The organism is Paraburkholderia sp. (assembly GCF_024281035.1).
In the GTDB taxonomy this organism is placed as follows: domain Bacteria; phylum Pseudomonadota; class Gammaproteobacteria; order Burkholderiales; family Burkholderiaceae; genus Paraburkholderia.
Window position 1 is genome coordinate 61,607 of sequence record NZ_JAMXLH010000022.1, and the last position, 25,522, is coordinate 87,128.

Sequence of the window (25,522 nt, forward strand, 5' to 3'; positions counted from 1 at the left end):
GATGCAATGACTGAAACCATGACACATGCAGATGCAACGAACGCCGCAGGTACGCACCACGCGGGGGCTCGACAGGGGCAGCGCGCGTATCTGGAGCTCGACGGCATCACCGTGAGCTTCCCGGGCGTGAAGGCGCTCGACCGCGTCGCGCTCGACGTGCGCGCGGCCGAGGTGCACGGCCTGATGGGCGAGAATGGCGCGGGCAAGTCCACGCTGCTCAAGGTGCTCTCGGGCGTGAACCAGCCGCAGGCCGGCACGTTGAGCCTGAACGGCGTGGAGCAGCGCTTCACGACCACGCGGGCGGCGCTCGACGCAGGCATCGCGATCATCTATCAGGAACTGCATCTCGTGCCCGAGCTGACCGTGGCGGACAACCTGATGCTCGGGCAGTTGCCCAACCGCCTCGGCGTGCTCGACGAGCAGACGCTCGTCAAACGCGCGATGGACGAATTGCAGCGGCTGGGCGAGCGTATCGATCCGCGCACGCCTGTGAAGAATCTCTCCATTGGCCAGCGTCAGATGATCGAGATCGGCAAGGCGCTGATGCGCGACGCGCGCGTGATCGCCTTCGACGAACCGACGAGCTCGCTTTCGGCACGCGAGACCGAGAACCTCTTTCGCATCATCAACGCACTGCGCGCCGATGGTCGCGCAATCATTTACGTCACGCATCGCATGGACGAAGTCTATGAGCTTTGCGACCGCGTGACGGTGTTCCGCGACGGCAAGCGTATCGAAACCTTCGATTCGGTGGCCGACCTCGACCGCAACCGCCTGATTGCAGCGATGGTGGGTCGCTCGATCGAGGACGTGTACGGCTATCGCGTGCGCGAAGCCGGTTCCGTGCTGCTCGAAGCAAAAGGGCTGCTCGGGCCGGGCCTCGCCGAACCCGTGTCGTTCCGGGCGCGGCGCGGCGAGATCGTCGGCTTCTTCGGGCTGGTGGGCGCGGGTCGGTCGGAACTCATGAAGCTGATTTACGGCGCGACGCGCTCAAGTGCAGGTTATGTCGAACTGGACGGCAAGCGCGTGAATTTCGCGAGCCCGCGCGACGCCGTGCGCGCGGGTCTCGCGCTATGCCCCGAGGACCGCAAGCAGGAAGGCATCGTGGCAATCGCCTCGGTGGCCGACAACCTCAATATCAGCGCGCGCCGCCATTTCAGTCCCGCGCGTTTCCTGCTGGACGCGAAGCGCGAACGCTCGCTTACACAGGACTACATCAGGAAACTCGCGATCAAGACGCGCAACGGCGACACTGCCATCGGCACGCTCTCGGGAGGCAACCAGCAGAAGGTGATTCTTTCGCGCTGGCTCGCCGAACGCATCGAAGTGTTCCTGATGGACGAGCCCACGCGCGGCATCGACGTGGGGGCGCGCGCCGAGATCTACAACCTGCTGTACGACCTCGCGGAAGCGGGCAAGACCGTGATCATGGTGTCGAGCGATCTCGCCGAAGTTATCGGCGTGTCGGACCGCATCATCGTCATGCGCGAAGGCCGCATTGCCGGCAGTGTACCGAAAGCCGAAGCCTCGCCTGACGAACTGATCAGGATGGCGCTGCCACGATAAATGTTTTTACCTTACCGGTCGCGCGCACCGTGAGCTCCAGCCCGAAGGGCGCCGCCGATTCGTAACGATGAACCCGAGATGAGTGAAGCCATGCAGCCACAAGGCACCCCTACCGTCAACGAGGCCACCGCGCCCATTACGCCCCAGCGCGCGCGCGCGTGGGACATGATCAACAAGTCGGGCATCGTGGTGGTGTTCGTGGTGCTGTTCGCGGTGCTTTCCGCGACGGTGCCCGACTTCCTCACGACCCGCAACATTCAGGGCCTGCTGCTCTCCGTCACGCTGATCGGCTCGATTGCCGTCACGATGATGTTCGTGCTCGCGCTCGGCGAGGTCGATCTATCCGTGGCGTCCATCGTGGCATTCTCGGGCGTGGTGGCTTCGACCGTCATCACGCAGTCACATAGCGTGCTGCTCGGCATTGTCGCGGGCGTGCTCGCGGGCGGCGCGGTGGGGCTCGTGAATGGCGTGCTCATCGCGCGCTTCAGGATCAATTCGCTGATCGCCACGCTCGCGATGATGGAAGCGGTGCGCGGTCTCGCGTTTCTCACCTCGAACGGCGACGCCGTCATGATCTCGGAAGAGCGCTTCTTCGACCTGGGCGGTGGCTCGTTCCTCGGCATCTCGTTCCCGATCTGGAGCAACATCATCGGTTTCGTGGTGTTCGGCTTCCTGCTGAAGAAAACCGTGTTCGGCAAGAACGTGCTCGCGGTGGGCGGCAATAGCGAAGCGGCGCGGCTTGCGGGTCTGCCGGTTACGCGCATCAAGATCACAGTGTTCGTGCTGCAAGGGCTCATTACGGGCTTTGCGGGTGTGATGCTGGCCTCGCGTATGAGCCTCGGCGACCCGAAGACATCGGTGGGTCTCGAACTCGGCGTGATCTCGGCGTGCGTGCTGGGTGGCGTGTCGCTCACGGGCGGCGTGGCGACGATTTCGGGCGTGCTGGTTGGCGTGCTCATCATGGGCGCGGTGCAGGACGCCATGAGCCTCATGAATGTGCCGACGTTCTATCAGTACCTGATTCGCGGCGGCATCCTGCTGCTTGCGGTGCTGTTCGACCAGTTCCGTCGCAGCAAGCGCGCAGTCTGATCCTGTCTCTGTCTGCTTCAGCGGGTCATCGAGCGGCATGCCGGACGCCGTCGTACCGGTGGCGCGGGATTGGGGCCGAAAACCGGGAAGCCGTCGCATGACGGCCAGCGCGGGCAGGACGGGCGCGGCGGTGGTGAACTCGTCACGACGACCTGAACCATCCCGGGTTGCCATCCAGACTGTCTGATGGAGGAGAGGGACGTGCTCGATACACGGGAAGCGGATTCACGAAAGCTGGTCTTCGCGAAGGCGCGTCGACCTGGCGAGCCTGAATGTGGCGAAGCAGAGAGCGCGCTTCGCCAAACGACGTTGACGCTGTCCAATGCGCATCTGAGGCTCGGTGTCAAGGCCGGAACGCATGGCGGAATTGTACAGATGGACTGGAATGACCGCGGTATGTGGACGCCCGTCTTTCGGCGGCCAGATAAGCGGAGCCATCTTCCGGTTTCCCGTGAGCTCTCGTGTGAACCCGTGATCCGGATTCCAGATGTGGCGCAGGTCGTCCAGAGTCGGGCAATGTCATCCGGAGTGTGGGCAACTGGTGCAGGTAGACCGCTTCCGGTGTCCAGTGCGGCACTCGTGGATGACTGGGAAGTCGACTTTGCCGAAGAGACATCACTTCGCCTGCGGACCGGCGTTGCGGAATGCTGTCGGGCGGTCCAGACCTACGAGCTTGACGGTCCCACGCTCGAAATAACCGTCGAGCTCGAGAATAGCGGCTGTACGCCGTTACGGTGCGGAATCGATATTGAGGCTGTCCTGGTGCGGGACCCGCATGCACGCATCAGTGCACCCGCTGGTGGCATCTGGATTGCAGGAGGGGCCGGCAGCGCTCCACGACTCGTTCCCACGCCATTCGCCTGGCAGTTTGGGGTGACCCACCGTCTGTCAGCGACGAAAATCGACCATGCCTTCACTCGCTGGGGCGGAAAGGCGCTGGTCGAATGGCCAGCGCGGCAGTTTTCCCTCGCGATTGTGGGAAATACCGACTGCTACAGACTCTGCGCTCATCGCGAAGACGACTCGTTTTCGTTTCAGGTAGTGAATGAGCAATCGGAGCAAAGCTATATCGGGCAGGGAGAGGATGTGCATGGGCTGACGGTTCTCGCCGCAGGAAAGACACTCGGTCGCCGCGTCAGTTTCACAGTCGAACGGCTTGCGTCTTTGACCAGGACCACACGTCAGCCATCGGAGTAGGGGCCTGGTTCTATTGCGCGGGGCAGCCGCTGCAAAGTGCCCGGTCGATGCCGCCTCGCGTGACCGGAGACCAGGCCTGCGGAGCCCGGCATGCAGACCGGGCCGCGCCTGATCGTCTATCGCTTCGGCGCCGACCTGTTCTATGCGAACGACCACCTGTTCGTCGATGAGGTGCGCCGCCTGATCGACGGTGCGCCGACACCGGTGCACTGCGTGGTCGTCGCTTCGGCGGCGATCGCCGATCTCGACTATTCGGCTGGCCGCTCGATCGAAACGTTGTGCGGGATGCTCGCCCAGCGCGGCGTGAGGCTCGTGTTCGGCCGTGTGAATCGCTATCTGCGCTCGGATATGGACCGGCACGGCATCACGCCGGTCATCGGCACGGAAAACATCTACATGACACTGCACGCGGCGCTGGCCGCCGTGCGGCCCGATCTCCCGATGCCGGGAGAAAGCTGAGCGGGCCGCGCGGTGCCGTGTCTTTGCGCGAGTGACCGTGCCAGGCTCTTGCAGGCGTGCTCGCGGGCGTTTGCCCGCCATCGCAATCCGGGTAGCGCGTAGTGCTCCGTGACCGCGCGTCGACCGCGGTAGCCGGGCGAATCATCACAGCCGCCGAATCCCACATATTGGGGAAACTCCTGGACAACACAGACTAATAGCGAGGATTTAACAAAGTTAGAATGATGCCTCTAGATTGATCGGCGGGCCTGGCACAGATTCGCTGGTGCCAGCATGTCGACGATCGGCCGCAGTGGCGGCGGCCATGCCTGTTGGTGACTACCTGGAGCCATCGTGACCGGTTCTGACCAGAGAACATTTGCCACGACCGCAGCCTGTGCGGCTGCGTTCCCCTTCCTGGCCGGCCATATGGTTGCCGGCTTCAGTGAACTCGCGCGGTTGAACCTCTCGATGTACGCAGCGGTCCTCGTTGGCGTGCAGAACAACCGGGAGAGCCTGCTGCCGTTGCAGACGCCGGTGCCGCATGCCTGGAGCCAGACCGGCGGGTTGCCGCCGTTTGCTGCGCAGTTCGCCGTGCCCACCAGCACCGTAATCGAGATGACGTTGCAGACTTCGGCGGCGCTGAACCGGTTCGCCCTCGATGGTTATGTCGAAACGGTCCGGCACGCGACAGCGGCAATCGCTGCGATGGCCAGGAGCGTCAGGATCGTCGACGTCATGATGAAGTCCGCCATTCCGGTTTCCGATGATTCGGATTGCGCCGTCGCTGCGATACCCCCTGCGACCTTGCAGGACAGTGCACGCAAGGATGTGGATTCTGTCGCCGGCGCGGCGCCGACTGCGCGCAGGCGACGAAGGCCGTAGTGCTAGCGTTGCACGCCATCCGGATCGCCGCTCGATACCGGTTTTTTTCCCAACGCCCCGACGCCAGGGAATGCCATGCTGAGTCCCCACGAACTTGCCACGTTGATGCTGGTGAAGGATGCGCCTGAGTGGATGGAGGCGGACCGCCTGGAGCTTGGCGTGCTTCGTGAGCTCGATCTGATTGCGATCGAGCCGCCCGAAGCGGGTCTGCCTATACCTCGCTTGACCCCGCGAGGCGACGCAGTCCTGCGTGCGATTGCCCGCGCGCGCTGAACGGTGGCACATGGCCGATTGCCTGTTACCGGGGAGGGCTATATTCCCGATGCGAACTGTCGGCATCACGAGGCGATGATCCGGGGTGTAACCGGGGAGACGGATTTGGCACAAACCTGGCTGGGTATGGCTGTTGGCACGATCGTGCTTGTTATCGCTATGGCCGGTGTGACTGCGCACTACCTCCGTGAGCGGCGTCGTGCTGATCTTCTGCGCAATCTTGATCACCATGAATGGTGGCAACGGACCCGCTCAAGACGTTGAGTGCCGGCGGCAGCCGCGCGGTGCGTGCCTGCCGTTCACGCGGCTCCGATTCCGGAAGCAGGGTCGTGCAAACAAGAACGAGGCGGACATAAAGAACGGGGAATCAATCGTGACACCTTTTCGAAGCATCACTCCCATTGCGTGAATAACATCGTGAAAATGCCGACCCCGGAATACCTGGATCATCCGCTACGCGCCACGCTGGCCGCAGAACTGCATGCACGTCCGTTTCTTAAACTGACGGAATCCGTCTCGCTCGTACACTATGCAGTCTTTGCTGAACAAAAACCATGGTTACATGAAGCTCTATTGCAGACGTTGTGCTGTGACGCAGGAATCCCGATGCCAGCGCAAGGTGCCACACACTATTCCGTTCAATCTCCGTACGGGTGGCGTCTCAAATGGGAGCGTCACACTGAATTTTCGACGTTTACGTTCGTCCAGTCTCGCTGCGATAAAGACTTTTTCAACGATGTCGCCATCCAGGGTGTTCCAGCCAACTGGTTTGCGCAGCTCGCCGGTAGCCGTCTCGTCGCGTCACGCATGGAACTTCTCACGGGTGAAGAGGCGCGCGCGGCACGGGGCGCGGTACGGCAATGGATCGATGGGCCGATACTCGTTGGTAGTAACGTGCTCGGCGGAGGTCAGGTGTTTTGTGACTGGTGTGTGCGGCCCGATGGCTTCACGCGATTTCTTGTCATCGACGACGGTTTTCGAGACGAGCAAGGTGGCCGGCTGCTGCAGCGACTGTACGAAATTGAAACGTACCGGATGATGGCGCTCCTGGCGCTGCCTGGCGCGCGTCAAATGAGCCGTGACCTGGATGAGATTCACGCCTTGCTTCATGCGTTGATGCAACGCATGGAGGCGGATGGTGCGGAGGGGGACGACTCACAGCTGCTTGTCAAGCTGACGCACCTTGCGGTTCGCGTCGAGTCACTTTCAGGCTTGGGCGGACGCTTTAGCGCATCATGCGCCTACGAGAAACTGGTGCTGGGGCGAATTCAGGAGCTGCGTGAAGAGCGCATCGAAGGTATGCCGACGCTTCAGGAGTTTATGGAACGCCGCTTCGCGCCTGCTATGGAGACTTGTCGCAGTGTCTGGGCGCGGCACGAACTGCTCGCTTCCCGTATTGCGCGCGCCGTCGATTTGTTACGCACGCGAGTCAATCTCGCGCAGGAAAAGGACGTCACCCATTTGCTCGCTGGCATGGAGCGCACGGCACGGAACCAGTTGCATTTGCAACATGCTGTCGAAGGCCTGTCGGTTGCCGCGATATCCTACTACGTACTTTCGTTGGCGGCGGCTGCATTCAAGGCTTTGCACGTGCTCAGTCTGCCCATCCAGCCAGAGCTGGCTGAAGGCCTGGCAGTTGCGCCAGTCGTTCTGGCAGTGATCGCAATCACGAGACGCACTCGAAACCGGTCATTGGCGCAAAGCGGCGATCACGATGTAAATGGACATTCATCGGTCGGGGAAATCGGTTTTAACTCAGTTCCCATTCAGGAAAAGCATTAGGAGGTAACCCAGCTGTCCGATGGTCGCGGTGAAGTCGCCTTCCGCAAAAAGTCGTTGAAGCTTGGCGAGGAACGCTAGCCGAACGGTCTGATCTGCGACCCTGGCACGTCGATGCGCAGGTCCTCCATCAGCACCGTTTCGATCGGCTTACGTGACGCACCCTCGCTCGCGACCTTGACGGGCAGCCCATGGCTCACATCGAACCACAACTCATAGCGGAACACGCCGGTCACTACGTGTCCGGGCCTGCCTGTCACGATCAAACGCGACGCTCGGCGCACGCCGATAGTCTCAGCGCCGACGACCTGCGTGTCGCCATGCTGTTGGAGTTCACGGACATTGACGAGCAATGCGCCGATGTCGGACCGGTCGACGCGATGACCCTGCGGGCTCTGGATGATGCGACTGTCGGGGCTCAGCATGAGGAGCGGAAACGTGTCGAAACCGAATGGCCAAAGCTTGACCTTCCCCGTCTCAGGGTTGTAGGTGAGTGTCGCGCCGGCATGCGGACGAATGAAGTCAATCCGAACGAAGCCCGGCTTGCGGTAGCAATAGCGTACCTCCACCGGTTCTGCTCCCGCCGATGTCGATTTCAGCGTGACCTGATAGTTTGAGAGCGCATCGAAGCGTGCCTGCGCATCGGAAACGAAATCCCGGTCCGGAAGCGGCGTGTCCGTCATCGCACAGGTTTGCGCTACTGCGGACTCAACGCGGCCGACACTACCTGGCCGGTGATGTCTTCCACCACGCACTTCCGGTACGCCTGCGCGACGACGGCGGCCGGCACCCCTTCATCCGGATCACGTCCCATCGCCTGCAAGGTCTCGGATACCCAGCCTGGGCTCACCGCATTCACGCGGAGTTTGCCGGCAAGTTCGAGCGCCGCGGCGCGCACGAACGCGTCGATGCCGGCATTGACGGCGCTCACCGCCGCGCTGCCCGGAATCGGATGCTGCGCGAGCACACCGCTCGTCAGCGTGATAGAGCCGCCCGGCTTGACGGCCAGGGGCGCGCAGCGCACCAGGTTGATCTGCCCCATTAACTTGTTGGCCAGGCTGAATGCGAAGTCCTCGTCCGCCAGCACGTCGAGCGGCGCGAATTTCGCGGTGCCGGCCACGCAGATCACCGCATCGGGTGCGCCGGCCTGACGGTACATCGCGACGATCGACGCCTTATCGGAAATGTCCACCGTGAGCGCAGGCCCCTTCCGGCTCGCGCCGATTACCTCGTGGTCGCGGGACAGGAGCCGCACGATTTCCGTGCCCAGAAGCCCTGTGGCCCCGATTACCAGTATGCGCATCGCCGCCTCCTATACTCGGACGTGGATGATGGGTGATTCTGGAGCACTACTTTGCACCTTGCAATGCTCGCGCAAATACACGTGAATGCGCGGAGCCGGCCTGTATGCATGCGTAGCCGTATCGCAAACAAGGAGGAAGAGAACGATGGCGGAATTCCGTTTGACCACCTTGTGGTGCATCGAGGCGCCAGTGCAGCCGGTTTGGGACGCGATCCACGATTCACCTGATTGGCCGAGGTGGTGGAGGAATGTCGAGGCGGTGCGCGAACTGCAGGCGGGCGGGACCGACGGTTTGGGCGCCGTGCATCGTTACACGTGGAAGGGTGCGTTGCCCTATCGTGTGATCATCGACGTGCGCGTCACGCGCGTCGCGCCGCTCGTTGCGCTGGAGGGAGAGGCAAGCGGCGCGCTGGAGGGCGTGGGACGCTGGCATTTCACAGCCGACGGCAGCCGCACTGTAGTGCGCTACGACTGGCACGTCAGGACTGCCAGTACCTGGATGAACGCGGTCGCGCTCGCGCCGCTCGCGCGGCTGGCGTTCCGCTGGAATCACGATTCAATCATGCGAGAAGGCGGCCTGGCGCTCGCGCGCCTGCTTGAGGCACGTCTTATCGATATCGAGTAGCGGTCCTGTCGAGCGTTATCGCCCTGCCATGTCGTTGACCGGGATTTCCCGGCCGGCCGGCACGGACTGATCGATGGCGGGTACGGCGATACAGCCATCGTATCGCCTCGAAATCGCGATCCAGGGACACATTCCGGAGTTCATCGGGGCAGGCGACGTTATCGCGAAGGGCCGTTCTGTGTGCTGCTGGTCGACAGCGTCAGGGCCGCTCGCGGTCGCTGCCCGCAATCGCGTAGTCGCCGGGCGGCCGCGGAGAGCAGGATGAACAGCGGCAAACCGTGATAAGTGCAACAATCGAACTCGTCAGCGCGCTTGCAAGCGCTTTCTGCGAGACGGAGGGGTTATGAACTACCGCCACCGCTCACTTGCCTTGCATTGGAGGCAACATGACTGAGATCGAGAAGGAGCCGGTCGTTGCAGTGCTGAACAAGATCCTCGAATCCGATCTGGCCGGCGTGGTGCGGTACACGCATTATCCGTTTCTGGTGTTCGGATTCGGCCGCATTCCGAGGCGCACGCGCAGCAGACACCACTTTTCGACAGCTTCAAGCTGGCGCACCAGCACGCGAACGTGCGCCAGATGATGGGCTGCCCGGGCGAAGGCTGACTTACTGAATCGGGCACCGATCATCTGCTGCGCTACCGGTCCGGCGCAGCGAATCAGAACGGCGATTGAGGGGTTGACGACCCATGATGCTGACGCTCGCCAACGTGTCGAAGCACTACAACGGCACCACGCCGCGCAACGTGCTGCGCGGCGTGAATCTCGAACTGCGGGCAGGTGAACGCGTCGCGATCATGGGCGAATCGGGTGTCGGCAAATCGACGCTGCTCAATCTCGCGGCCGGACTCGACCGGCCGGATGCGGGACAAATCGTCTTCGACGGACAGGATCTCGCCACGCTCGACGACGACGCTACCACCCTGCAGCGCCGCCAGAAAATGGGTTTCGTGTTCCAGGCGTTCCATGTGCTGCCGAACCTCTCCGCCGCGCAGAACATCGCGCTGCCGCTGCTCTTGAACGGCATGCGCGCGAAAGACGTGCCGGTGCGCGTGTCGTTCGTGCTGCTCGCGGTCGGGCTCGGCGGGCGCGAACACGCGTTGCCGCGCGAATTGTCGGGCGGCGAATTGCAGCGCGTAGCGATCGCGCGTGCGCTCGTGCATCAGCCGCGTCTTGTGCTGGCCGACGAGCCCACCGGCAATCTCGATCACGACACGACGATGCGCATCCTCGCGCTGCTGCGCGAGCTGGCGCAAAAGAACGGCGCGGGCGTGCTGCTCGCGACGCACTCGGCGGCAGTGGCGGCTAGCGCCGACCGCGTGCTGCGGCTCACGCCCGACGGGCTCGAGCCGTACGCGCCGGGCGCAGGCCGAGTGTAGTCGGCGATGCGCTGGCCCGGCGCCGTGCGGCCATCGCGCGACTGCGCTTCATCGCGGTCATCGCGCCGCCCGGGCAATTGCATGCCCGCTGGCGGGGTCGGCGCGGCGCTCATCGCCGGCGAAATGCGCGGGCATCCGCTGCGCACGTTGATCGGCATTCTCGCGATCGCAGCGGGCGTCGCGATGGGCTATGCCGTGCAGTTGATCAATCGCGCGGCGCTGGGTGAGCTGTCGGCCACCGTCAACTCGCTGATGGGTAATGCCGATATCGAGCTGCGCGGCCCGCGCGCGGGCTTCGACGAAGCGCTGTACCCGCGCATTGCCCGCCTGGCTGACGTCGCGGCGGCAAGCCCGGTGGTCGAGGTCGATGCGCGCGTCGTGGGACGCGACGAGTCATTGAAGCTGCTCGGCGTCGATGTGTTTCGCGCGGGCTACGTCACGCCGAATCTCGTCGGACGCGTGGAGCAAACGGATCGCACGAATGGCACGAATGGCACAAAAGGCACCGGCCTCGATCTGCTCGACCCCGACACCGTGCTTCTCTCGCCGGCCGCGCTGACGTGGCTCGCGCTCAAGCCCGGCGACTCGCTGACGGTGCAGGTTGGGCTCGCTTCGGTCGCGCTGCGCGTGGCGGGCGTGCTGCCTGCATCAGGCGATGCGGTGCGCGTTGGCGTAATGGACATCGGCGCCGCGCAATGGCGCTTGCAGCGCCTCGGCACGCTTGAGCGCATCGACGTCAAGCTCAAGCCGGGCGTCGACGCTGAAGTGTTCGCGCGTTCGATCGCGTCGCTCTTGCCTGCGGGCGTCACCGCCGTCACGCCGGGCGACAACGCACACCGCACGTCAATGCTGTCGCGTGCGTATCGCGCGAATCTAAACGTGCTCGCGCTCGTCGCGCTGTTCACGGGTGCGTTCCTCGTCTTCACGATGCAGGCCCTCGCCGTGCTGCGGCGCCGCGCGCAGTTTGCGCTGCTGCGCGCGATAGGCGTGACGCGCCGTGGCGTGCTGCGGCTCGTCGTCTCGGAGGGCGCAATCCTCGGGGTGCTCGGCGCCGCCACGGGTCTCGCCGTCGGCTTCGCGCTCGCGGCCGCCGTGCTCCGTTATGCGGGCGGCGATCTGGGCAGCGGCTATTTCGAAGGGGTTCAACCACATGTGCATTTCGATGCGATGCCCGCGGCGACATTTTTTGCGCTGGGGGTGGCCGCGTCGGTGCTCGGCAGTCTCGCGCCGGCGCTCGAAGCGGCGCGGGCACGACCCGCACGGGCGCTGAAAGCGGGCGACGAGGAAGCGCCGACTGCACTGCTCACGACGAAGCGGACCGTTACGGCGGCGCTGCTCGCGATCGGCGCCGGGCTCGTAGCAGCGCTACTACCGCCCGTGGCCGGCTTGCCGGTGTTCGGCTATCTCGCCATCGCGCTGTTGCTCCTGGGCGGCGTGCTCGCGATGCCGGCCGTCGCGCGCGCCGTGTTCGCCGTGCTGCCCCGCTCGAGCCATGTGTTGCCGCAGCTCGTGCTGTCGCAGCTCGCCAATGCCCCCGGCCGCGCGACGATCGGCCTGGCGGGCATCGTCACGAGCTTCAGCCTGATGACGGCAATGGCGATCATGGTGTCGAGCTTTCGCGTCGCGGTCGACGACTGGCTGCAGCTGTTGCTGCCCGCGCCGCTCTATCTGCGCGCTTCGCCTGGTGGCGACAGCGCATTCCTGTCGCCAGGCGACCAGGCGGCCATTGCCGCCACGCCAGGTGTTGCACGCGCCGAGTTTCTTCGCGCGACGCAAATCTCGCTCGACGCTCGTCTGCCGCCCGTCAGCCTGCTCGCGCGCCCCATCGATCCACGCCATCCCGCCGCGCGCCTGCCGCTGACGACTGCGCCGCTTGTGCCGCAAACCGGCGACCCGCCTCCGGTGTGGATCAGCGAGGCGGTCGCCGATCTGTATGGGATGCGCCCCGGCCAGCGCATCACGCTGCCGCTGGCGGGACAGCGCTTTCCGTTCACGGTGGCAGGTGTTTGGCGCGACTATGCACGCCAGTTCGGCGCCATCGTGATCGACGCGAGCGACTATCGCCGGCTGACTCGCGACACCCGGGTGACCGATGCCGCCTTATGGCTCGACGTGGGCGTGGCGCCGGCGCAGGCGATCGCACGCTTGCGCGCCAGCCTGCCCGGTGGGCAGCATCTCGAGTTCGCGCAGCCTCGCGAGATCCGCGCTGCGAGCCTGCGAATCTTTGACCGCAGCTTTGCCGTGACGTATCTGCTGGAAGCGGTGGCGGTGATCATCGGACTGTTCGGCATCGGCGCGAGCTTCGGCGCGCAAGCGCTCGCCCGCACGCGCGAGTTCGGCATGCTGCGGCACATCGGCGTAATGCGTCGCCAGATCGCGGTCATGCTCGCGATGGAAGGCGCGCTCGTTGCGCTGCTCGGCGTGCTCGTCGGCCTGACGCTGGGCTCGAGTCTCGCGATGGTGCTCGTGCATGTCGTCAACCCGCAATCGTTTCATTGGACGATGAGCGTGCACATGCCGTGGGGGTTGCTGGCCGCTCTGGCGTCGGCGGTCGTCGTTGCCGCTGCGCTCACGGCGCTCTTGAGTTCGCGCGCGGCGATGTCGTTCGATGCGGTGCGCGCCGTGCGCGACGACTGGTGACGCGATGAGACGACGCACGTTCCTGCGCAGTTTTCTGTTATGGCCGCTAGCCGCCCAGGCGCCAAGTGCTGCGTGGGCGCGCATGCCGGAATTTCCAGCGGTGGCGAGCGGACAGCCGCTTGTGTTCCCGCGCGACTATGGCGCGCATTCGAGCTTTCGCAACGAATGGTGGTACGTGACCGGCTGGCTGCAAACGCATGCCAACGCGGCAACGGATGCCTCGCCGAGCGCCGCTGCCGATGCATCACTGGGCTTCGAAGCGACGTTCTTCCGCTCGCGCCCGGCCCTCGACGACGCGAATCCGAGCCGCTTCGCGCCGAATCAATTGCTGCTCGCCAACATGGCGCTGAGCGATCCACACGTGGGCAGCCTGCAGTACGACCAGCGCGTTGCGCGCCGCGGCTTCGGCCTGGCCGACGCGAGGGAGACGGACACTGCCGTACACATTGACGAGTGGTCGCTCGAGCGCCACATGGACGGCCGCTACCACCTGAACGTCGCCACGCCCGGCTTTGCATTTGCCTTCACTTTGGAGCCGACGCAGCCGGTGCTCGTGAACGGCGCAAGCGGGTATAGCCGCAAAGGTCCGCTTCCGGACGAGGCCAGCTACTACTACAGCGAGCCGTGGCTGCGCGTCGACGGCGTGCTCAAGCGCAGCGGTCATTCGCCCGGCAGTGGTGAGCGCGTGCGCGGGCAGGCATGGCTCGATCACGAATGGTCGTCGGCGCCGCTCGCGGACGGCGCGGTCGGCTGGGACTGGATCGGCATCGATCTCGATGACGGCGGCGCGCTGATGGCCATTCAGATCCGCGACAAGGCAGGCCGCAAGTTCTGGGCAGGCGGCACGCTGCGCGCCGCCGATGGAAGCACGCATGCGCTATCCCCCGGGAGCGTGAGCTTCACGCCGCTGCGCCGGTGGCGTTCACCGCATACCGGCGCACATTATCCGGTAGCGATGCGCGTCGACGCGCAGGACCTGCATCTGACGCTCGTGCCGCTAATGGACGATCAGGAATTCGACAGCCGCGCGAGCACCGGCGCGGTGTATTGGGAGGGAGCGGTGACGGCGTTTCAGGCTGGTGCGGCAACCGGCAGGCCGGTTTCGGAGAGCACAAGCGCCGCAAAACCGATAGGACGCGGCTATCTCGAACTCACGGGATATGTTCAGCGGCTTGAGCTTTAGAAGCTGACCGGTAACGCCCAGACCCGTCCGCCCCATCACCCCAGCTCAAACGACGTCACCCCAAACACGCAATCGATCGCAATTGCGGGCGCGTTTTCCGTGTACATCCGCGCGGTTTCGAAGACGCTCGCTGTGCTGTGCTGTGCTGTGCTGTGCTGTGCTGTGCTGTGCTGTGCTGTGCTGTGCTGTGCCGTGCCGCGCCGTGCCGCCAGCGCGACGGCCGCAGGATTCGTTTCCGGCACGTCGAGCACGATGGCCTTGCCGGGCATGCTCGCCGCCAGCGCGCGAAACAGCCCAGTGGCGACGCCCGCGTCGTCGGCGAAGAGCGGGCCGATCTTGCGGCCCACCTTGCAGCGGCGCACGACGCCGTATCCGGGGTCACGGCCCGAGTCGACTGTCGCGAGCGCAACCGCATCCGGCTGCGCGATCCAGGCGGAGACGAAACGCTCGTGCGCGGCGGGAAAGCACCGGCGATCGTAGGCGAGCAACTGCTCGAACGGCACGTCGGCCGCTGCCGCCACGTGTGCGCACCCGACTCTGTCCACGCGCCCCTGATAGCGGATGTTGCGGTACGCGAGCCGGAACCCGGACTTCCTGTAGTTCGCCTGCCGGGCAATGACGCCATCGAGACGGACGTTGCGTTCTCCAAGGTAACGCAGGCCGTACTGCCAGATTCGCATGCCGAAGCCTTTGCCGCGAAACCCGGGTTTCACGATGAAGAGACCGACAAAGCCAAAGCGTTCGTCATAGGCAACGGCGGCGAGGCACGCGACCGGCTCGCCGCGCCAAACGCCGACGAAGAAACTTTGCGTCTGCGTTCGCGCATGAATTTGCGTACGAAATGCTCCCGCCCCGCACAAAAAATTCAGGGGCTGGCGTTTTCGACGATGCGGCCTTCCGCACGCCAGCGCAGCATTCCGCCCGCCAGATTGGCGACGGCCGGAAAACCGGCCTTGCGCAAGATCGTCGTTGCCTGTGCCGAACGGCCTCCCGCGCGGCAGACGGTCACGACCGGGCGATCAAGCTGAATTTCTCCGGCACGTTGCGCAAGATCGCCCAGCGGAATCAGCGTCGCATGGGGAATGCGCCCCAGCGGGCCTTCATATTCGTCGGGCTCGCGGACATCGATGATCTGCACGGCCGCGAGCTGCTCTTCGAGCGACTGCGGGCTGATTTCCCATATGCCTGCGAAGGTGTAGGTCAGCACGGCCCAATCGGGTTCCGCGATCTGGGTCGGGTCGCACGCCGCAGCGCCGCATTTCAGGTTTGCAGGCACGGCGACGGCAATCTGCCGTGGATGCGGCAGATTCAGATTGTGCATAAAACCCGTGAAATCGTCCTCGCACAGATCGCCGCCAAGGCGCGGATTGAAGCGCTGCTCTTCGCCGACGCTCGTCACCGTCAACCCGCGGTAGTCGTGACCGGGGAACAGCAGGGTGGACGCAGGCAGCGTGAACAGCTGTTTATGGATTGATCTGAACATCACGCGGGAATCGCCTTGCTGAAAGTCGGTTCGGCCCGTTCCCCTGATGAGCAGGCAATCGCCCGTAAAGGCCATGCTTTCGCTATCGAGCACGAGACTGATGCAGCCGCGCGTATGCCCCGGCGTCGCGCGCACGGCGAGGTGGCGTGCGCCGAAATGGCAGCGATCGCCATGGTCCAGGTAGCGGTCGGCGCCTTGTGCGCCGCTCGCGGCGGAAACGGCGATCTGGCTGCCCGTAAGCCGCTTGAGCAACCACGCGCCGGTGACGTGATCGGCATGAACGTGCGTATCGATCGTGTAGAGCAGGTGCACGCCGAGTTCCTCGATCAGGGCGGCGTCGCGTCGCGCTTGCTCGAACACCGGGTCGATCAGCACCGCCTCGGCCGATTCGCTGTCGGCAAGCAGATAGGTATACGTGGACGACTGCGGGTCGATCAACTGTCGAAAAATCAGCATGGTTGAGTGCATTTCGGCGCCTTTTTCTTCAAGCGTTGACAGCCATTTAAGCGTATCAGTATGCGCACTGTCTAATGCAAAGTCTAACGGCTGTCTAATAAATATCTGGCGTGACGGCGCGCTAGGCTGACTTCATGACCGGGATTGACAGCCGCACATCAGCAACCGGAACGTCTTTTTGCTTGAGGTAAATCTCGGTCGTCTTTGTATCAGTATGCGCTGCAGCCTCCTTCAGCGCCTCGATGCCGTAGCCAGCACGCGCGGCGTCAGTGAGCGCCTTCGCCCGGATAGTCTTGACGGTATAACCCAAACCGTCCAGGTCGGCGCGTTCGGTTGCGCGCTTCCACGCGGAGCGCATCGCCGTGTTGTCGTACTGGCCACCGTCGAGCGCGTGTATCACGTTCGCGTCGCCGATGCGCTGCATGCCGCCATCGATCTCGCGCACACGATCGAGCACCGCGGCAATCTCTGGCGAAATCACAAAGTCGACTGCGGCGCCGCTTGAGTCTTCGGTCTTTGTCGGCAGAAAGTGAATCACACCGCGCTCTTGGTCGACATCCTTCCATTTCAGCAGTCGGATTTCCGTCGAGCGCTGCGCAGTCAGGTAGCACAGATCCACGAAACACTGCATCATCGGGCCGGTGGAAACTGGCGAGACGATACTCCGTCCATCCTTCGTGGTGTAGCTGTACGACAGCATCATCGAGCGAATCTTTGCGAAATGTTCGTCGGTGATGTAAACCGTGCTCGCCTTGGGCTTCTTGATTTTCACCTCCCGGCATGGGTTAGAGTCGATCTTTCCCGCATCGACGCACCACTGAAAGAATCCAGAGAGAAACGCGCGCATCGTGCGTTGCATGTGGAGCTTTCCCTCATATTTCACTTTCAGCCAGCTCGACACATGCGTCGGCCTAATGTCGGCCAAATTGGCATTCCGAAAGCCGTTACCGGCGTACTTACCATACCTCGGCCACGCCTTTTCCTTGTGCAGCGCTGTGTGCTTTCTCACATACTCATCGATCAGCGGTCGCATGTCGCCAGTACCATCCGGCCTCTCGAATCGCTTGCGCTCAACAGCGAGACGCTCGACAAGCAGTGTCTCGCTGTCAGTTTGCGCGCACAGTCTGATCCATTTTCCGGTGCGTGGCTCGACCCAATACCAGGCGCCATGCTTCGGATAAACGCGTGGATACTTCGCTTTCTTGCGCTCGGTTGCCATCAGTCGAAACACAACTCAACGGGTGCGGGCCCATGGGAAGAGGTGGGCATGATGCCAACGCGCCTCGCGCTTAGCGACTCGTAAGTCGCCCACGTCATCACGATACTACCGTCGTCGCGACGCACCACATCCACACTGAACATGCGCTTGAACCATTCGACCTGTTTCGAGTAGCGCTTTTTGCCGGTGATGTGCACAAGGTCCACCTGTTTCATCAGTTGTTCGCTCATGCAGCACCTCCTTTCTGGTTACCATCTATGGGAGAGCGGTTACCTCTCGTGCACGCTAACGTAATGAATGCCCACGTTGACTGGAAAACGGACATTGCAGAGAACCACGAGGTAACGAGCATGAGATCAGCGAACATCGGCGGCTCCGTCGCGGGCGGCACTCAGTGCGTGCAGCGTGTCATGGATGCCGAGGCTGGAGAAGAACGCCGCAGTAGCGGCGACCATCGCGTCGGTCAGCGGCTTGTGTCCAAACTCGACGGCCGAGAGCGTTGCCGGTGTACTGGATAGGCTCTTCGCCATGTCGAGCAACGTTGTGTTCGCGACGATACGGAGTGCCCGCACGAGCATCCCGTAAGGCGCAAGGGGATTCGTCAGGCCCGGCTCATCCAGCATCGCCCCAGTTTGCGGTGCTGTCGCGCCGAACGCTTCGCGGAAGGCGATCACGGAGATACCGATATGGCCACCATCGATCTTCGTTGCGGCCGCAATGGCGTTGAACGTCTGTTGATACGGGAACGCCTCCTGATCGTCGCCCTTCGTGGCTTGCGATACTGCCGCGCGAGCCTCATCCAAAGCGGCCTGCAACCCGCGAACGATCGAGAGAGTTGCTGACGGGTTATTGCGAATGGCCCGCTCTGCCTTTACTACGGCCTTGCGATCTTCCGTCACGGCGCGCATATCCGTCTCGCTGCCATTCACCGTGGATTGCGATACTGCCGATCTGCAAATCTCGATAGCTGCGTCAGCGATTCTTCGGTACGTTCCCTCGCTTACAAGCCCTTCCAGAAAATAAAACTTGTCGTAGATTTGCTGGTCAGTCAACGCCGCGCGCTCGTCGTGCCGCGCCGCCTCTGCCTGACAAACGCCAGCCGGGCACGCGCAGCACTCGCATCCCGGATGCGTGAAACGGGTGTCACGCGTCGCGCGCTGTTCATCCGACAGTGCTACGACTTGCGGCGTCGCGTCGGTGCAGCGCTGTTGAGACAGGTTTCGCTCGATCTCCGCAAGGCAATCGTTCCAGCCATGCGCATATTGACTGGTTATAGTTTGGCTGGCGGTGAGGCGCCCCGGGATAAATCCTTGCGTATCACCCTTCACTGTGGCTCGCGCCGCCGCGGAAGCGAACGCCTCGTGCAAGCGATCGGCCGTCTCGTGCTCCCAGTTCTCGCACAGCACGCGCTCGGCGTCGGCGATGACCTCACTCTGCTCCTTTGTCAGTGGCGCTACCGCAGCAGGAGCGACGGGAGCGGCGAGAAGCGCGCGCAGCGCGTCGCGTGCGGCCTTCAAGTCACGGCGAAGGCCTGCATCGCTCAGTTCGTCGCCGTCGTCGCCGCCGGCGCACAGAACGCGATGCGCTGTGTCTGCGGCCTGCTGAATCGTGCCGCGCTGTTCGTCGGTCAGCTTCATTGATTCTCTCCTTCGGAATGGGATTGCAGGGCGGCGTCGGTTCGCTTCATAAACACGAGCCAATGTGTGAGGCCACGACGGCCGGATACATGCCCGAACAAGGGTTTCTCGGGCGTCAGCGCGAGGACTTCTGCGACCTTCACCTGCGTCTCGTTCCATTTGAAAACGAGCGTCCCGTGCTCCGCTAAGACACGGAAGCACTCTGCGAAGCCCTTGCGAATGTCTTCGCGCCAGTCCTCGCCGAGCTTTCCGTACTTCGCCGCGAGCCAGCTTTTCGGGCCAGCACGCACCAGATGAGGCGGATCGAACGAAACCAGCTTGAACGAACCATCCGGATAAGGCAGATCGCGAAAGTCCATCAGGACATCAGGCTCGATATGCAGCGTGCGAGTGCCGTCGTCGCGGTGTGATCGGTCCGTCACCGTTATCGTCTCGCGACGCTGATCCCCGAAAATCACGCTGGGGTGCTGACGATCAAACCAGAACATGCGGCTTCCGCAGCACGGGTCGAGCACAAGTTTTTGTTCAACCACGTCGCTCACTGGGTGCCTCCCTGTGCCAATGCAAAGGCTTCCACCGCGGCATCCCATCCATGAACAAACGTCTGCTGCGCGTCCATGTCGAGCCATTCGCTCGATTCGAGGTCGTAACCTGCCGTGAAGTCTTCAAACGCCTGTTCGCGCGCAGCGTCCGGCAGCGTTACCGCCTGCTGCGCGGGAGCGGCGGCGAGCGCACGCAGCGCATCACGTGCGGCCTTCAAGTCACGGCGAAGTCCAGCGTCGCTCAGTTCGTCACCGTAGTCGCCGCCTGCGCACAGAACGCGATGCGCCGTATCGGCTGCGGTCTGGATTGTGGTGCGCTGCTCGTTGGTAAGCAGCGCTTGCGCTGCTACGGGAGCTGCGTAGAGCGGCTCCGGAACAGCACGGAAATTCTCGGCCTCGCCGAGCGCTTCTCCTTCATCCGCGAACAGATCGAATTGACCATTGGGCCAGCGGACAAGCCACGCTACCGGCGCTTGCGCTACATCGGAAGGGAGAGCAGCGCTCAGCTTGCGTAGCAGGCGGAATGCGTCGAAGCGGTCATCGGTGGCCACCCAGCGGTCAGAGTCAGCTTCGAGTCGTGCGGCGAGCTTTTCAGCGTCTGCGATCAGTTGTTTCGTATCCATCGTTTCCTCGATTCGTTATGCGTTCAAAGAGCGGACTTCGCATGCTCGCGAACTTCGTCGCGGCGGTCATTACGTTCGCGTCGCACCTCGTCGTCCGTTTTCGGCGCCTCGGCCGGCTTCGGCTGCGCCGCTTCGTATCGTCGAAGCAGCCATTGCCGGTTTTCTTCAAGCTGTGCACGCTGCTCGTCGGTGGGCTCATCGGACGCCTCGGGAATCAGGCGCACGATCCCGCGCTGCTGCATATCGCGAAGCTTCGCCTCGACGCGAACGAGGTCTTCTTTTGCAAATCCAATCGCGCCGTAATAGCGCTGTTCGGGTGTCTTGTCGGTGGGGTCAAGCAACTCTCGATTGATGGCGCGCGTTACCCGGTCCATGTACGTCCAGTGCGGATCGTTGTGCGTGGAGCAGTTGCAGTCCTTCGGCAGGGTGACGATCTCGCCCGTGGTCAGTTCGGCTTTCATCGTTTCCTCGTTTCAGGCGGTCATTGCTTCGGTGACTCGGCAGCGCAGCGCCAACTCGACGAGCCATTTCGCCAACTCGATAGGCGTGTGCTCGCGCTCGTCTTTTTTTATTTCGGGGCGCCGGTGACTGCGCGACCCGTCAGCGCGTCGGCCGGACGTACTCACGACCATCGGAGCTTCGCCGAGGGTCATAGGCATCTCCGGCACTTCCGCCGGCGGGCAGCCGACGATATAGAGCAGCGTCGATTTTTCGGCGTTATGGCCGAACCAATGCTGATGAATTGGCAGCGTCCAACCGCCCCACGCGTCGGGCTGGGCGACTGTGCCGAGCTGCTGGTCTACCCACAGGCGAGACGCCGACGGGTGTTCGAGCACGCCGCCGTATTTTCGAATCATGGCCACCGCGAAGCGTGCGAGGTCCTTTTCATCGGGCCGGGGCTTTGCCATATGTGCGAGCCGTCCCCATGCGCGGCATGGAGGGTGCGCTACCACAGGCGATCCACCGGGCCAGTTGCGCGCGTCGCGGTCGATGTCCCACACATCGCAGTTGGGCAGCGTCTTGTAGATGCTGTCGGGGCGCGCAAATAGGACGGCGATGGTTTGGCTCATATCTCTCTGCCGTTACGTGGTGGGGATCACTTGATGGAGATGTCCGGCACGATCACGGACGGCTTGAACACCACCTTGTAGTGGTAGGTGCTCGCGGCGGCGGGATCGAGCTGCTCGATGAAGTACGTCACGTTGTTCGACAGCCCGAGGAAATGCTTCTTGTATTCGTTGGGCCCGGTCTTGCAGATGATCGCCAGCTTCGTGTCCGTGCTGGAGTTGTCCTTCGAACACAAGCCCTCGATGGTCAGCATGTATTCGCCGGTGAAGCCGTTGTAGAACACGATGCGGCGGTTGATCTGGAAGTTGTCGGCGGCCGTCGACAGGTTCTGCGATGCCACATCGGCATCGTTGTTGCAGCCAGAGAGGCCGACGATAGCGATGAGAACGGCGGCGATGATTGCGGTCTTTTTCATGATTCAGCCCATTCAGATGGTTGAGGGTTCGATCTGCTTGCGGACTGCTGCGGCGCGTGCCTGAGAGCAGCCCAGGAATTTCCGGATCTCGGTCACCGTCGCGCGCAGCTGGCCGGCTGCTACTGCGGTAATGACTCGGGTCACGTCGTCTGCCTGCTCGACTACTGGCAGGCGAAGCACCGGGGCGGCCTCGACTGCGACCGGCTCCGCGACCGGCGCAACGGCGTTACTCGCGGACGTGACTGCCGTTACTGACTCGGCGTGACTGCCTTTAGTGGCGGGCGTTACCGCGATTTCAGTCAGGTCAGTAGGGCGAAGTGCGAGCAGCCAGCAGAAGCACGCGACGGCTTCCAGTACGGCGGCGAAGGCGAGGCCGGTCACGAGTTCGGCGCGCGGCGCGGCCACGCCAAATTCGGTCAGGGCGCCGGTAACCGGATCAGCCAGGGCGGAGGCTCGGGCTGCGGTGGCGCGGTCCTGTGCGGCCTCAGCGCGGCGCGCTTCGGCTTGCTCGATGTTCAGTGCGCCGACGCGAGCAGCAGCAGCGGTGCGCTCGGCGGTCAGGCTTGGGCATGGCTCGACGCAGCGACGCGCATTGGTGCGGGCCAGTCGCGTTACTGCGTCTGCACGGTCACGTGCGATCTCGGCCAGACCGCGTCCCTGTGCCGTGACTACCAGCACCGCGGCGGCGCGCAGTTCACCCGCATGCTTCTGCGCCATAAGGAAAAAGACGGCATGTCCGTAGCAGGTAGCGGCCATGCAGCTGACCCACAGCACCGCGCCGATCACCCGAACGGACCAGCCGTGCGGCCGGCAGAGGGCGGGCAGCAGGTGAGCCGCGACGACGAGCACGACGCCTACGGCGACCCACAGAGCGCGCTCAGCCAAAAAGCCGCCACGCTGCCAGCCAGCCATGATTGAGAGGCACGCCGCGGTCACGGTAGCCGCGACTGCGAGTAATGCTGGGTAAGCGCGCATGGGCATGGCGGTCACGCTGCGTCGGCCAGCTCTCCAGTCTCAACCTCCTCGAAAACGCCAGACTCGGTAACGCGATACCAGGTATCGGCTTTGATGTTCTCGCCGACGTACCCGACCGCGAAGCGGGCGCGCTCATTGGAGTCGAGATAGGCGACTGATACGGATGCATTGGGGCCGACCTTGAATTGCGCGCCAAACCCAGCAACCGCGATGACGGCGTTTTCGCCAGCGGCCACGATCTGCGCGTAGTTGCCGCTGGAGCCGATCCGCGCGTAGTAGCCGCTGGAGCCGATCTGCGCGTAGTCGCCGCTGGAGCCGATCCGCGCGTAGTCGCCGCTGGAGCCGATCTGCGCGGAGTTGCCGCTGGAGCCGATCTGCGCGTAGTCGCCGCTGGAGCCGATCTGCGCGTAGTTGCCGCTGGAGCCGATCTGCGCGTAGTTGCCGCTGGAGCCGATCTGCGCGGAGTAGCCGCTGGAGCCGATCCGCGCGTAGTCGCCGCTGTTATCGCTCTCGGCCGGTACGCCCACCTTCTCGACCTCAACCTTGAGCGCCGTCGTGTCGGCGATGAGCTTGTCGCTCGCGGCCTTCGCGTCGGCAGTGATGTCTCCTACAGCCGCCGGCTCGACCAGTAGATGACCGAAGGCGTGATCGGTGAGCCACGACGAATCGTCGAATCGGCTGTCATCGCGCAGCGCCTGCTGCACGACGCCGTAATCGGCACCCTGCGGAAACTTACGGATGAACCAGCCATAGCCATCCGTACAGGCTTCCCATTGGCGCAGCAGGTCGGTGGTGATCTTCATTTGGTATCCTTATCGAGAATTGCGTTTCGCTCTATTCCGCGTGATGTTCAACTTGAGATCTGAGGAGGTCCGAAACATCCTTGAGACGGTCTACAGACACGCGCATCAACTCTGCGACGCCAGTGGCCTTGTCGAGAGCGGCTTTCCACGCGTGAACTGTCTGCACCCCCCCCTGACGCACGTGTTCGGGGATGTGGCTGGCGAGCGAGGTAATCTGTTCTCGCAACGCAGCCTTAGCGGCTTCGCGCTCAGCGACCCTCTTTTCGGCCCGAGCGCGCTGCTTCGCGGCGCGCGCTTCGTCACTCATCTTCGTTCGGGGCATGATTTCCTCCAATTGGATTATTCGTACCGGCGCGGGTATTGCTCATCGTCACGCGTGCTGAGCGGCTCATCGAACGGGTGCGATTCGCGCTCGATCCTCGGGCGCTTTCCAACGAAAACGCCGGCCGCTGCGCCTACAGCCAATCCGATAAGAACTGCGATGCAAACAACTTCGACTATGTCCATTGGTGAGCCTCTACGGGGTCAGGTGCAACGAGCTGCGGTGCAGACCGTGAAAATGGCGGCGCTGGAGTCGAAATGCGAATTGCTGAACAACCAAATCGCGACCGCGACGCCAGCGCCGATCCAGACGCGATAGTTAGTCATTGCGCGGCCTCTTCGCATCACGGAAGCCCTGCAGATAGAAAAATGAGAACGATTCGGGACGACCGCCGCGCATTGCGCAATTCCATCCAGCGCGATAGAGGCCGATGTCCCCCTGAGCTACCGTTTTGCGTGCCATCTCAACTCTCCAGTCCTCTCGGCGCGACGAGCTTGCCGCCCGAGAAGGCCAAATGGATACGTGCCGTTGGGTAACGAGCCAGATCACTGAGAGTGAGGACAACTACATAGCAGCCGACATGAGCAACGAATCGGCAATGTCCATCGAGAGACTTTGTAGCTGCACGGCGAAGGGCTTTGCGGGCATTCATCTCTCACTCCAGCGATCTGGCGGGGTGGTGAGAGGTGGGCTAAGTACAGAGCACTGTGCGGCAATGCTCTCCGCTTAGCCCACTTCTGACGCTGGGCGCTCTTGGGGAGCGCTTGAGATGAATTCTACAAATACGTTTGTAGATTGGCAAGAGGTTTCTACAATTTAATTTGTAGATGCCAGCGTAGCGCGAAGCGGAGGCCGTACGCGAGATGAGGAAAGGGGAGGAAGCGCCCCGACCGGGGCGCTTGAGGAATGGGTGCTTAGAAGGCGGTGATGTTCTTAATCTTCACGCTGTCCGCGCCCTCCTGGATGATGGGTGTCTCGAATTTCCAGCGCGCATGCGGCTCAAGGTTGTTGACGTTTGCCAGATCGCTACCGAGCTGCGTGCCGTCCTTGTCGTAGACATTAAGTTCAATCTGAACATAAGAGTATTCCTTGCCAGTATTGTTCTGCAGAACACCTCCGACGCTTACGCCACCATATTCATTCCGATGCAGGGTGAAACTTGAGACGGTAAAGCGTGAAGCATCATCATCAGCAGCAACTGCAGGCGTGGGTGCGGCAGCCACCGGAGCTGGTGTGTTGGATGCGGTTGCTTCAACTTGCCGGGAAGGCGATGTCGACCGCTCTCCAAGGTCACTTCCCGCGATGATGACGAAGAAAATGACGGTGAGCGCAATGCCAGCTCCAAGTAGATCTTTACTGGACTTAGGCGGCTGATCGGCAGCCGCGCCGCTTGGCTTGAGGAAGAATAAGATGAGTGCTGCCACGAAGGGGCTGATTAAGATGGAGATGATAAACCAAACAAATTTATTCTTTCCTTTTCGGCCCGAATAAGCGGATACAACAAAATTCAGTGCAAGAATCGCTAAATATCCCCAGATATTCATCATTACCTCGGTTAATGAGTTTTAATTCACTTCGCATAATTTTTCTTCGAACGCGCGATGACAGAAGCGGACTCAGG

General features: G+C 62.8%; 28 protein-coding genes and 2 pseudogenes. 13 read left to right on the forward strand and 17 right to left on the reverse strand.

Annotation, left to right across the window (positions count from 1 at the left end; translation table 11 throughout):
- Nucleotides 1-18: 18 nt before the first annotated feature.
- The 7 genes and pseudogenes from araG (at nucleotide 19) to Q0L30_RS06410 (ending at nucleotide 7,230) form a co-directional block, all read left to right on the forward strand.
- A complete protein-coding gene (araG, locus tag Q0L30_RS06380) occupies nucleotides 19-1,566 on the forward strand; it encodes an L-arabinose ABC transporter ATP-binding protein AraG (protein WP_296652741.1) in 1,548 nt (515 codons plus the stop codon).
- Nucleotides 1,567-1,644: 78 nt separating this feature from the next.
- Nucleotides 1,645-2,655, forward strand: a complete 1,011-nt coding sequence (gene araH, locus Q0L30_RS06385) for an L-arabinose ABC transporter permease AraH (RefSeq protein WP_296652744.1) — start codon at nucleotides 1,645-1,647, stop codon at nucleotides 2,653-2,655.
- Between the two features lie 201 nt (nucleotides 2,656-2,856).
- A complete protein-coding gene (locus tag Q0L30_RS06390; protein ID WP_296652746.1) occupies nucleotides 2,857-3,852 on the forward strand; it encodes a hypothetical protein in 996 nt (331 codons plus the stop codon).
- A 75-nt stretch (nucleotides 3,853-3,927) separates the two neighbouring features.
- A pseudogene (locus Q0L30_RS06395) lies at nucleotides 3,928-4,311 on the forward strand (sodium-independent anion transporter); the annotation flags it as partial.
- 333 nt (nucleotides 4,312-4,644) lie between these two features.
- Nucleotides 4,645-5,175 carry a hypothetical protein gene (locus Q0L30_RS06400; protein ID WP_296652749.1) on the forward strand — a complete coding sequence of 177 codons (531 nt, stop codon included), beginning with the start codon at nucleotides 4,645-4,647 and terminating at the stop codon, nucleotides 5,173-5,175.
- Between the two features lie 75 nt (nucleotides 5,176-5,250).
- Nucleotides 5,251-5,448, forward strand: a complete 198-nt coding sequence (locus Q0L30_RS06405; protein WP_296652751.1) for a hypothetical protein — start codon at nucleotides 5,251-5,253, stop codon at nucleotides 5,446-5,448.
- Nucleotides 5,449-5,871: 423 nt separating this feature from the next.
- Entirely contained in the window at nucleotides 5,872-7,230 is a 1,359-nt protein-coding gene (locus Q0L30_RS06410; protein WP_296653030.1) for a DUF3422 family protein, read from the forward strand.
- Between the two features lie 74 nt (nucleotides 7,231-7,304).
- Here Q0L30_RS06410 and Q0L30_RS06415 read toward each other — a convergent pair whose 3' ends face one another.
- Both Q0L30_RS06415 and Q0L30_RS06420 read right to left on the reverse strand, forming a co-directional pair.
- Nucleotides 7,305-7,910, reverse strand: coding sequence for a DUF1571 domain-containing protein (locus Q0L30_RS06415; RefSeq protein ID WP_296652754.1), 606 nt, complete (start codon nucleotides 7,908-7,910; stop codon nucleotides 7,305-7,307).
- A 14-nt stretch (nucleotides 7,911-7,924) separates the two neighbouring features.
- On the reverse strand, nucleotides 7,925-8,530 hold the full coding sequence (locus Q0L30_RS06420; RefSeq protein ID WP_296652758.1) for a short chain dehydrogenase: 606 nt from the start codon (nucleotides 8,528-8,530) through the stop codon (nucleotides 7,925-7,927).
- A gap of 145 nt (nucleotides 8,531-8,675) precedes the next feature.
- Between Q0L30_RS06420 and Q0L30_RS06425 the strand changes: the two genes are divergently transcribed.
- The 5 genes and pseudogenes from Q0L30_RS06425 to Q0L30_RS06445 all read left to right on the forward strand — a co-directional run bounded on the left by Q0L30_RS06425 (nucleotide 8,676) and on the right by Q0L30_RS06445 (nucleotide 14,358).
- Nucleotides 8,676-9,155 (forward strand): SRPBCC family protein, encoded by a 480-nt coding sequence (locus Q0L30_RS06425; RefSeq protein ID WP_296652761.1) that lies wholly within the window; start codon nucleotides 8,676-8,678, stop codon nucleotides 9,153-9,155.
- A 386-nt stretch (nucleotides 9,156-9,541) separates the two neighbouring features.
- Nucleotides 9,542-9,664 (forward strand): annotated as a pseudogene (locus tag Q0L30_RS06430) (bacterioferritin); the annotation flags it as partial.
- A 184-nt stretch (nucleotides 9,665-9,848) separates the two neighbouring features.
- The gene (locus tag Q0L30_RS06435) at nucleotides 9,849-10,535 is read left to right on the forward strand and encodes an ABC transporter ATP-binding protein (protein WP_296653033.1); all 687 of its coding nucleotides are present in this window, start codon (nucleotides 9,849-9,851) and stop codon (nucleotides 10,533-10,535) included.
- Nucleotides 10,536-10,616: 81 nt separating this feature from the next.
- Nucleotides 10,617-13,175: an FtsX-like permease family protein gene (locus Q0L30_RS06440; protein ID WP_296652764.1), complete on the forward strand. Its 2,559-nt coding sequence runs from the start codon at nucleotides 10,617-10,619 to the stop codon at nucleotides 13,173-13,175.
- Between the two features lie 4 nt (nucleotides 13,176-13,179).
- A complete protein-coding gene (locus Q0L30_RS06445; RefSeq protein WP_296652767.1) occupies nucleotides 13,180-14,358 on the forward strand; it encodes a carotenoid 1,2-hydratase in 1,179 nt (392 codons plus the stop codon).
- 35 nt (nucleotides 14,359-14,393) lie between these two features.
- Here Q0L30_RS06445 and Q0L30_RS06450 read toward each other — a convergent pair whose 3' ends face one another.
- The 13 genes from Q0L30_RS06450 to Q0L30_RS06510 all read right to left on the reverse strand — a co-directional run bounded on the left by Q0L30_RS06450 (nucleotide 14,394) and on the right by Q0L30_RS06510 (nucleotide 23,901).
- Nucleotides 14,394-15,218, reverse strand: coding sequence for a GNAT family N-acetyltransferase (locus tag Q0L30_RS06450; RefSeq protein ID WP_367277785.1), 825 nt, complete (start codon nucleotides 15,216-15,218; stop codon nucleotides 14,394-14,396).
- Between the two features lie 5 nt (nucleotides 15,219-15,223).
- The gene (locus Q0L30_RS06455; protein ID WP_296653036.1) at nucleotides 15,224-16,294 is read right to left on the reverse strand and encodes an MBL fold metallo-hydrolase; all 1,071 of its coding nucleotides are present in this window, start codon (nucleotides 16,292-16,294) and stop codon (nucleotides 15,224-15,226) included.
- A 124-nt stretch (nucleotides 16,295-16,418) separates the two neighbouring features.
- Nucleotides 16,419-17,516: a tyrosine-type recombinase/integrase gene (locus Q0L30_RS06460; protein WP_296652770.1), complete on the reverse strand. Its 1,098-nt coding sequence runs from the start codon at nucleotides 17,514-17,516 to the stop codon at nucleotides 16,419-16,421.
- Entirely contained in the window at nucleotides 17,516-17,746 is a 231-nt protein-coding gene (locus Q0L30_RS06465) for a DUF4224 domain-containing protein (protein ID WP_296652773.1), read from the reverse strand. The genes Q0L30_RS06460 and Q0L30_RS06465 overlap by 1 nt, the downstream gene beginning before the upstream one ends.
- A gap of 126 nt (nucleotides 17,747-17,872) precedes the next feature.
- Nucleotides 17,873-19,153 carry a hypothetical protein gene (locus tag Q0L30_RS06470; RefSeq protein ID WP_296652775.1) on the reverse strand — a complete coding sequence of 427 codons (1,281 nt, stop codon included), beginning with the start codon at nucleotides 19,151-19,153 and terminating at the stop codon, nucleotides 17,873-17,875.
- Nucleotides 19,150-19,641: a class I SAM-dependent methyltransferase gene (locus tag Q0L30_RS06475; protein ID WP_296653039.1), complete on the reverse strand. Its 492-nt coding sequence runs from the start codon at nucleotides 19,639-19,641 to the stop codon at nucleotides 19,150-19,152. Before Q0L30_RS06475 ends, Q0L30_RS06470 begins: the two co-directional genes overlap by 4 nt.
- Before the next feature lie 50 nt (nucleotides 19,642-19,691).
- Nucleotides 19,692-20,318, reverse strand: a complete 627-nt coding sequence (locus tag Q0L30_RS06480) for a hypothetical protein (protein WP_296652777.1) — start codon at nucleotides 20,316-20,318, stop codon at nucleotides 19,692-19,694.
- Between the two features lie 23 nt (nucleotides 20,319-20,341).
- On the reverse strand, nucleotides 20,342-20,779 hold the full coding sequence (locus Q0L30_RS06485; RefSeq protein WP_296652780.1) for a hypothetical protein: 438 nt from the start codon (nucleotides 20,777-20,779) through the stop codon (nucleotides 20,342-20,344).
- 12 nt (nucleotides 20,780-20,791) lie between these two features.
- Entirely contained in the window at nucleotides 20,792-21,388 is a 597-nt protein-coding gene (locus Q0L30_RS06490) for a hypothetical protein (protein WP_296652784.1), read from the reverse strand.
- Nucleotides 21,389-21,414: 26 nt separating this feature from the next.
- Complete coding sequence (locus Q0L30_RS06495) at nucleotides 21,415-21,801, reverse strand: hypothetical protein (RefSeq protein WP_296652786.1); 387 nt, start codon at nucleotides 21,799-21,801, stop codon at nucleotides 21,415-21,417.
- A 12-nt stretch (nucleotides 21,802-21,813) separates the two neighbouring features.
- Nucleotides 21,814-22,713 (reverse strand): hypothetical protein, encoded by a 900-nt coding sequence (locus Q0L30_RS06500; RefSeq protein ID WP_296652788.1) that lies wholly within the window; start codon nucleotides 22,711-22,713, stop codon nucleotides 21,814-21,816.
- Between the two features lie 74 nt (nucleotides 22,714-22,787).
- The gene (locus Q0L30_RS06505) at nucleotides 22,788-23,579 is read right to left on the reverse strand and encodes a hypothetical protein (RefSeq protein WP_296652790.1); all 792 of its coding nucleotides are present in this window, start codon (nucleotides 23,577-23,579) and stop codon (nucleotides 22,788-22,790) included.
- Nucleotides 23,580-23,610: 31 nt separating this feature from the next.
- Entirely contained in the window at nucleotides 23,611-23,901 is a 291-nt protein-coding gene (locus Q0L30_RS06510; protein ID WP_296652793.1) for a hypothetical protein, read from the reverse strand.
- A gap of 38 nt (nucleotides 23,902-23,939) precedes the next feature.
- On the opposite strand from Q0L30_RS06510, the gene Q0L30_RS06515 reads away from it, so the two are divergent.
- Nucleotides 23,940-24,092 carry a hypothetical protein gene (locus Q0L30_RS06515; protein ID WP_296652794.1) on the forward strand — a complete coding sequence of 51 codons (153 nt, stop codon included), beginning with the start codon at nucleotides 23,940-23,942 and terminating at the stop codon, nucleotides 24,090-24,092.
- A 12-nt stretch (nucleotides 24,093-24,104) separates the two neighbouring features.
- Here Q0L30_RS06515 and Q0L30_RS06520 read toward each other — a convergent pair whose 3' ends face one another.
- Nucleotides 24,105-24,227: a hypothetical protein gene (locus Q0L30_RS06520; protein ID WP_296652796.1), complete on the reverse strand. Its 123-nt coding sequence runs from the start codon at nucleotides 24,225-24,227 to the stop codon at nucleotides 24,105-24,107.
- Nucleotides 24,228-24,815: 588 nt separating this feature from the next.
- Nucleotides 24,816-25,448: an FxLYD domain-containing protein gene (locus tag Q0L30_RS06525; RefSeq protein ID WP_296652799.1), complete on the reverse strand. Its 633-nt coding sequence runs from the start codon at nucleotides 25,446-25,448 to the stop codon at nucleotides 24,816-24,818.
- Between the last annotated feature and the right edge of the window lie 74 nt (nucleotides 25,449-25,522).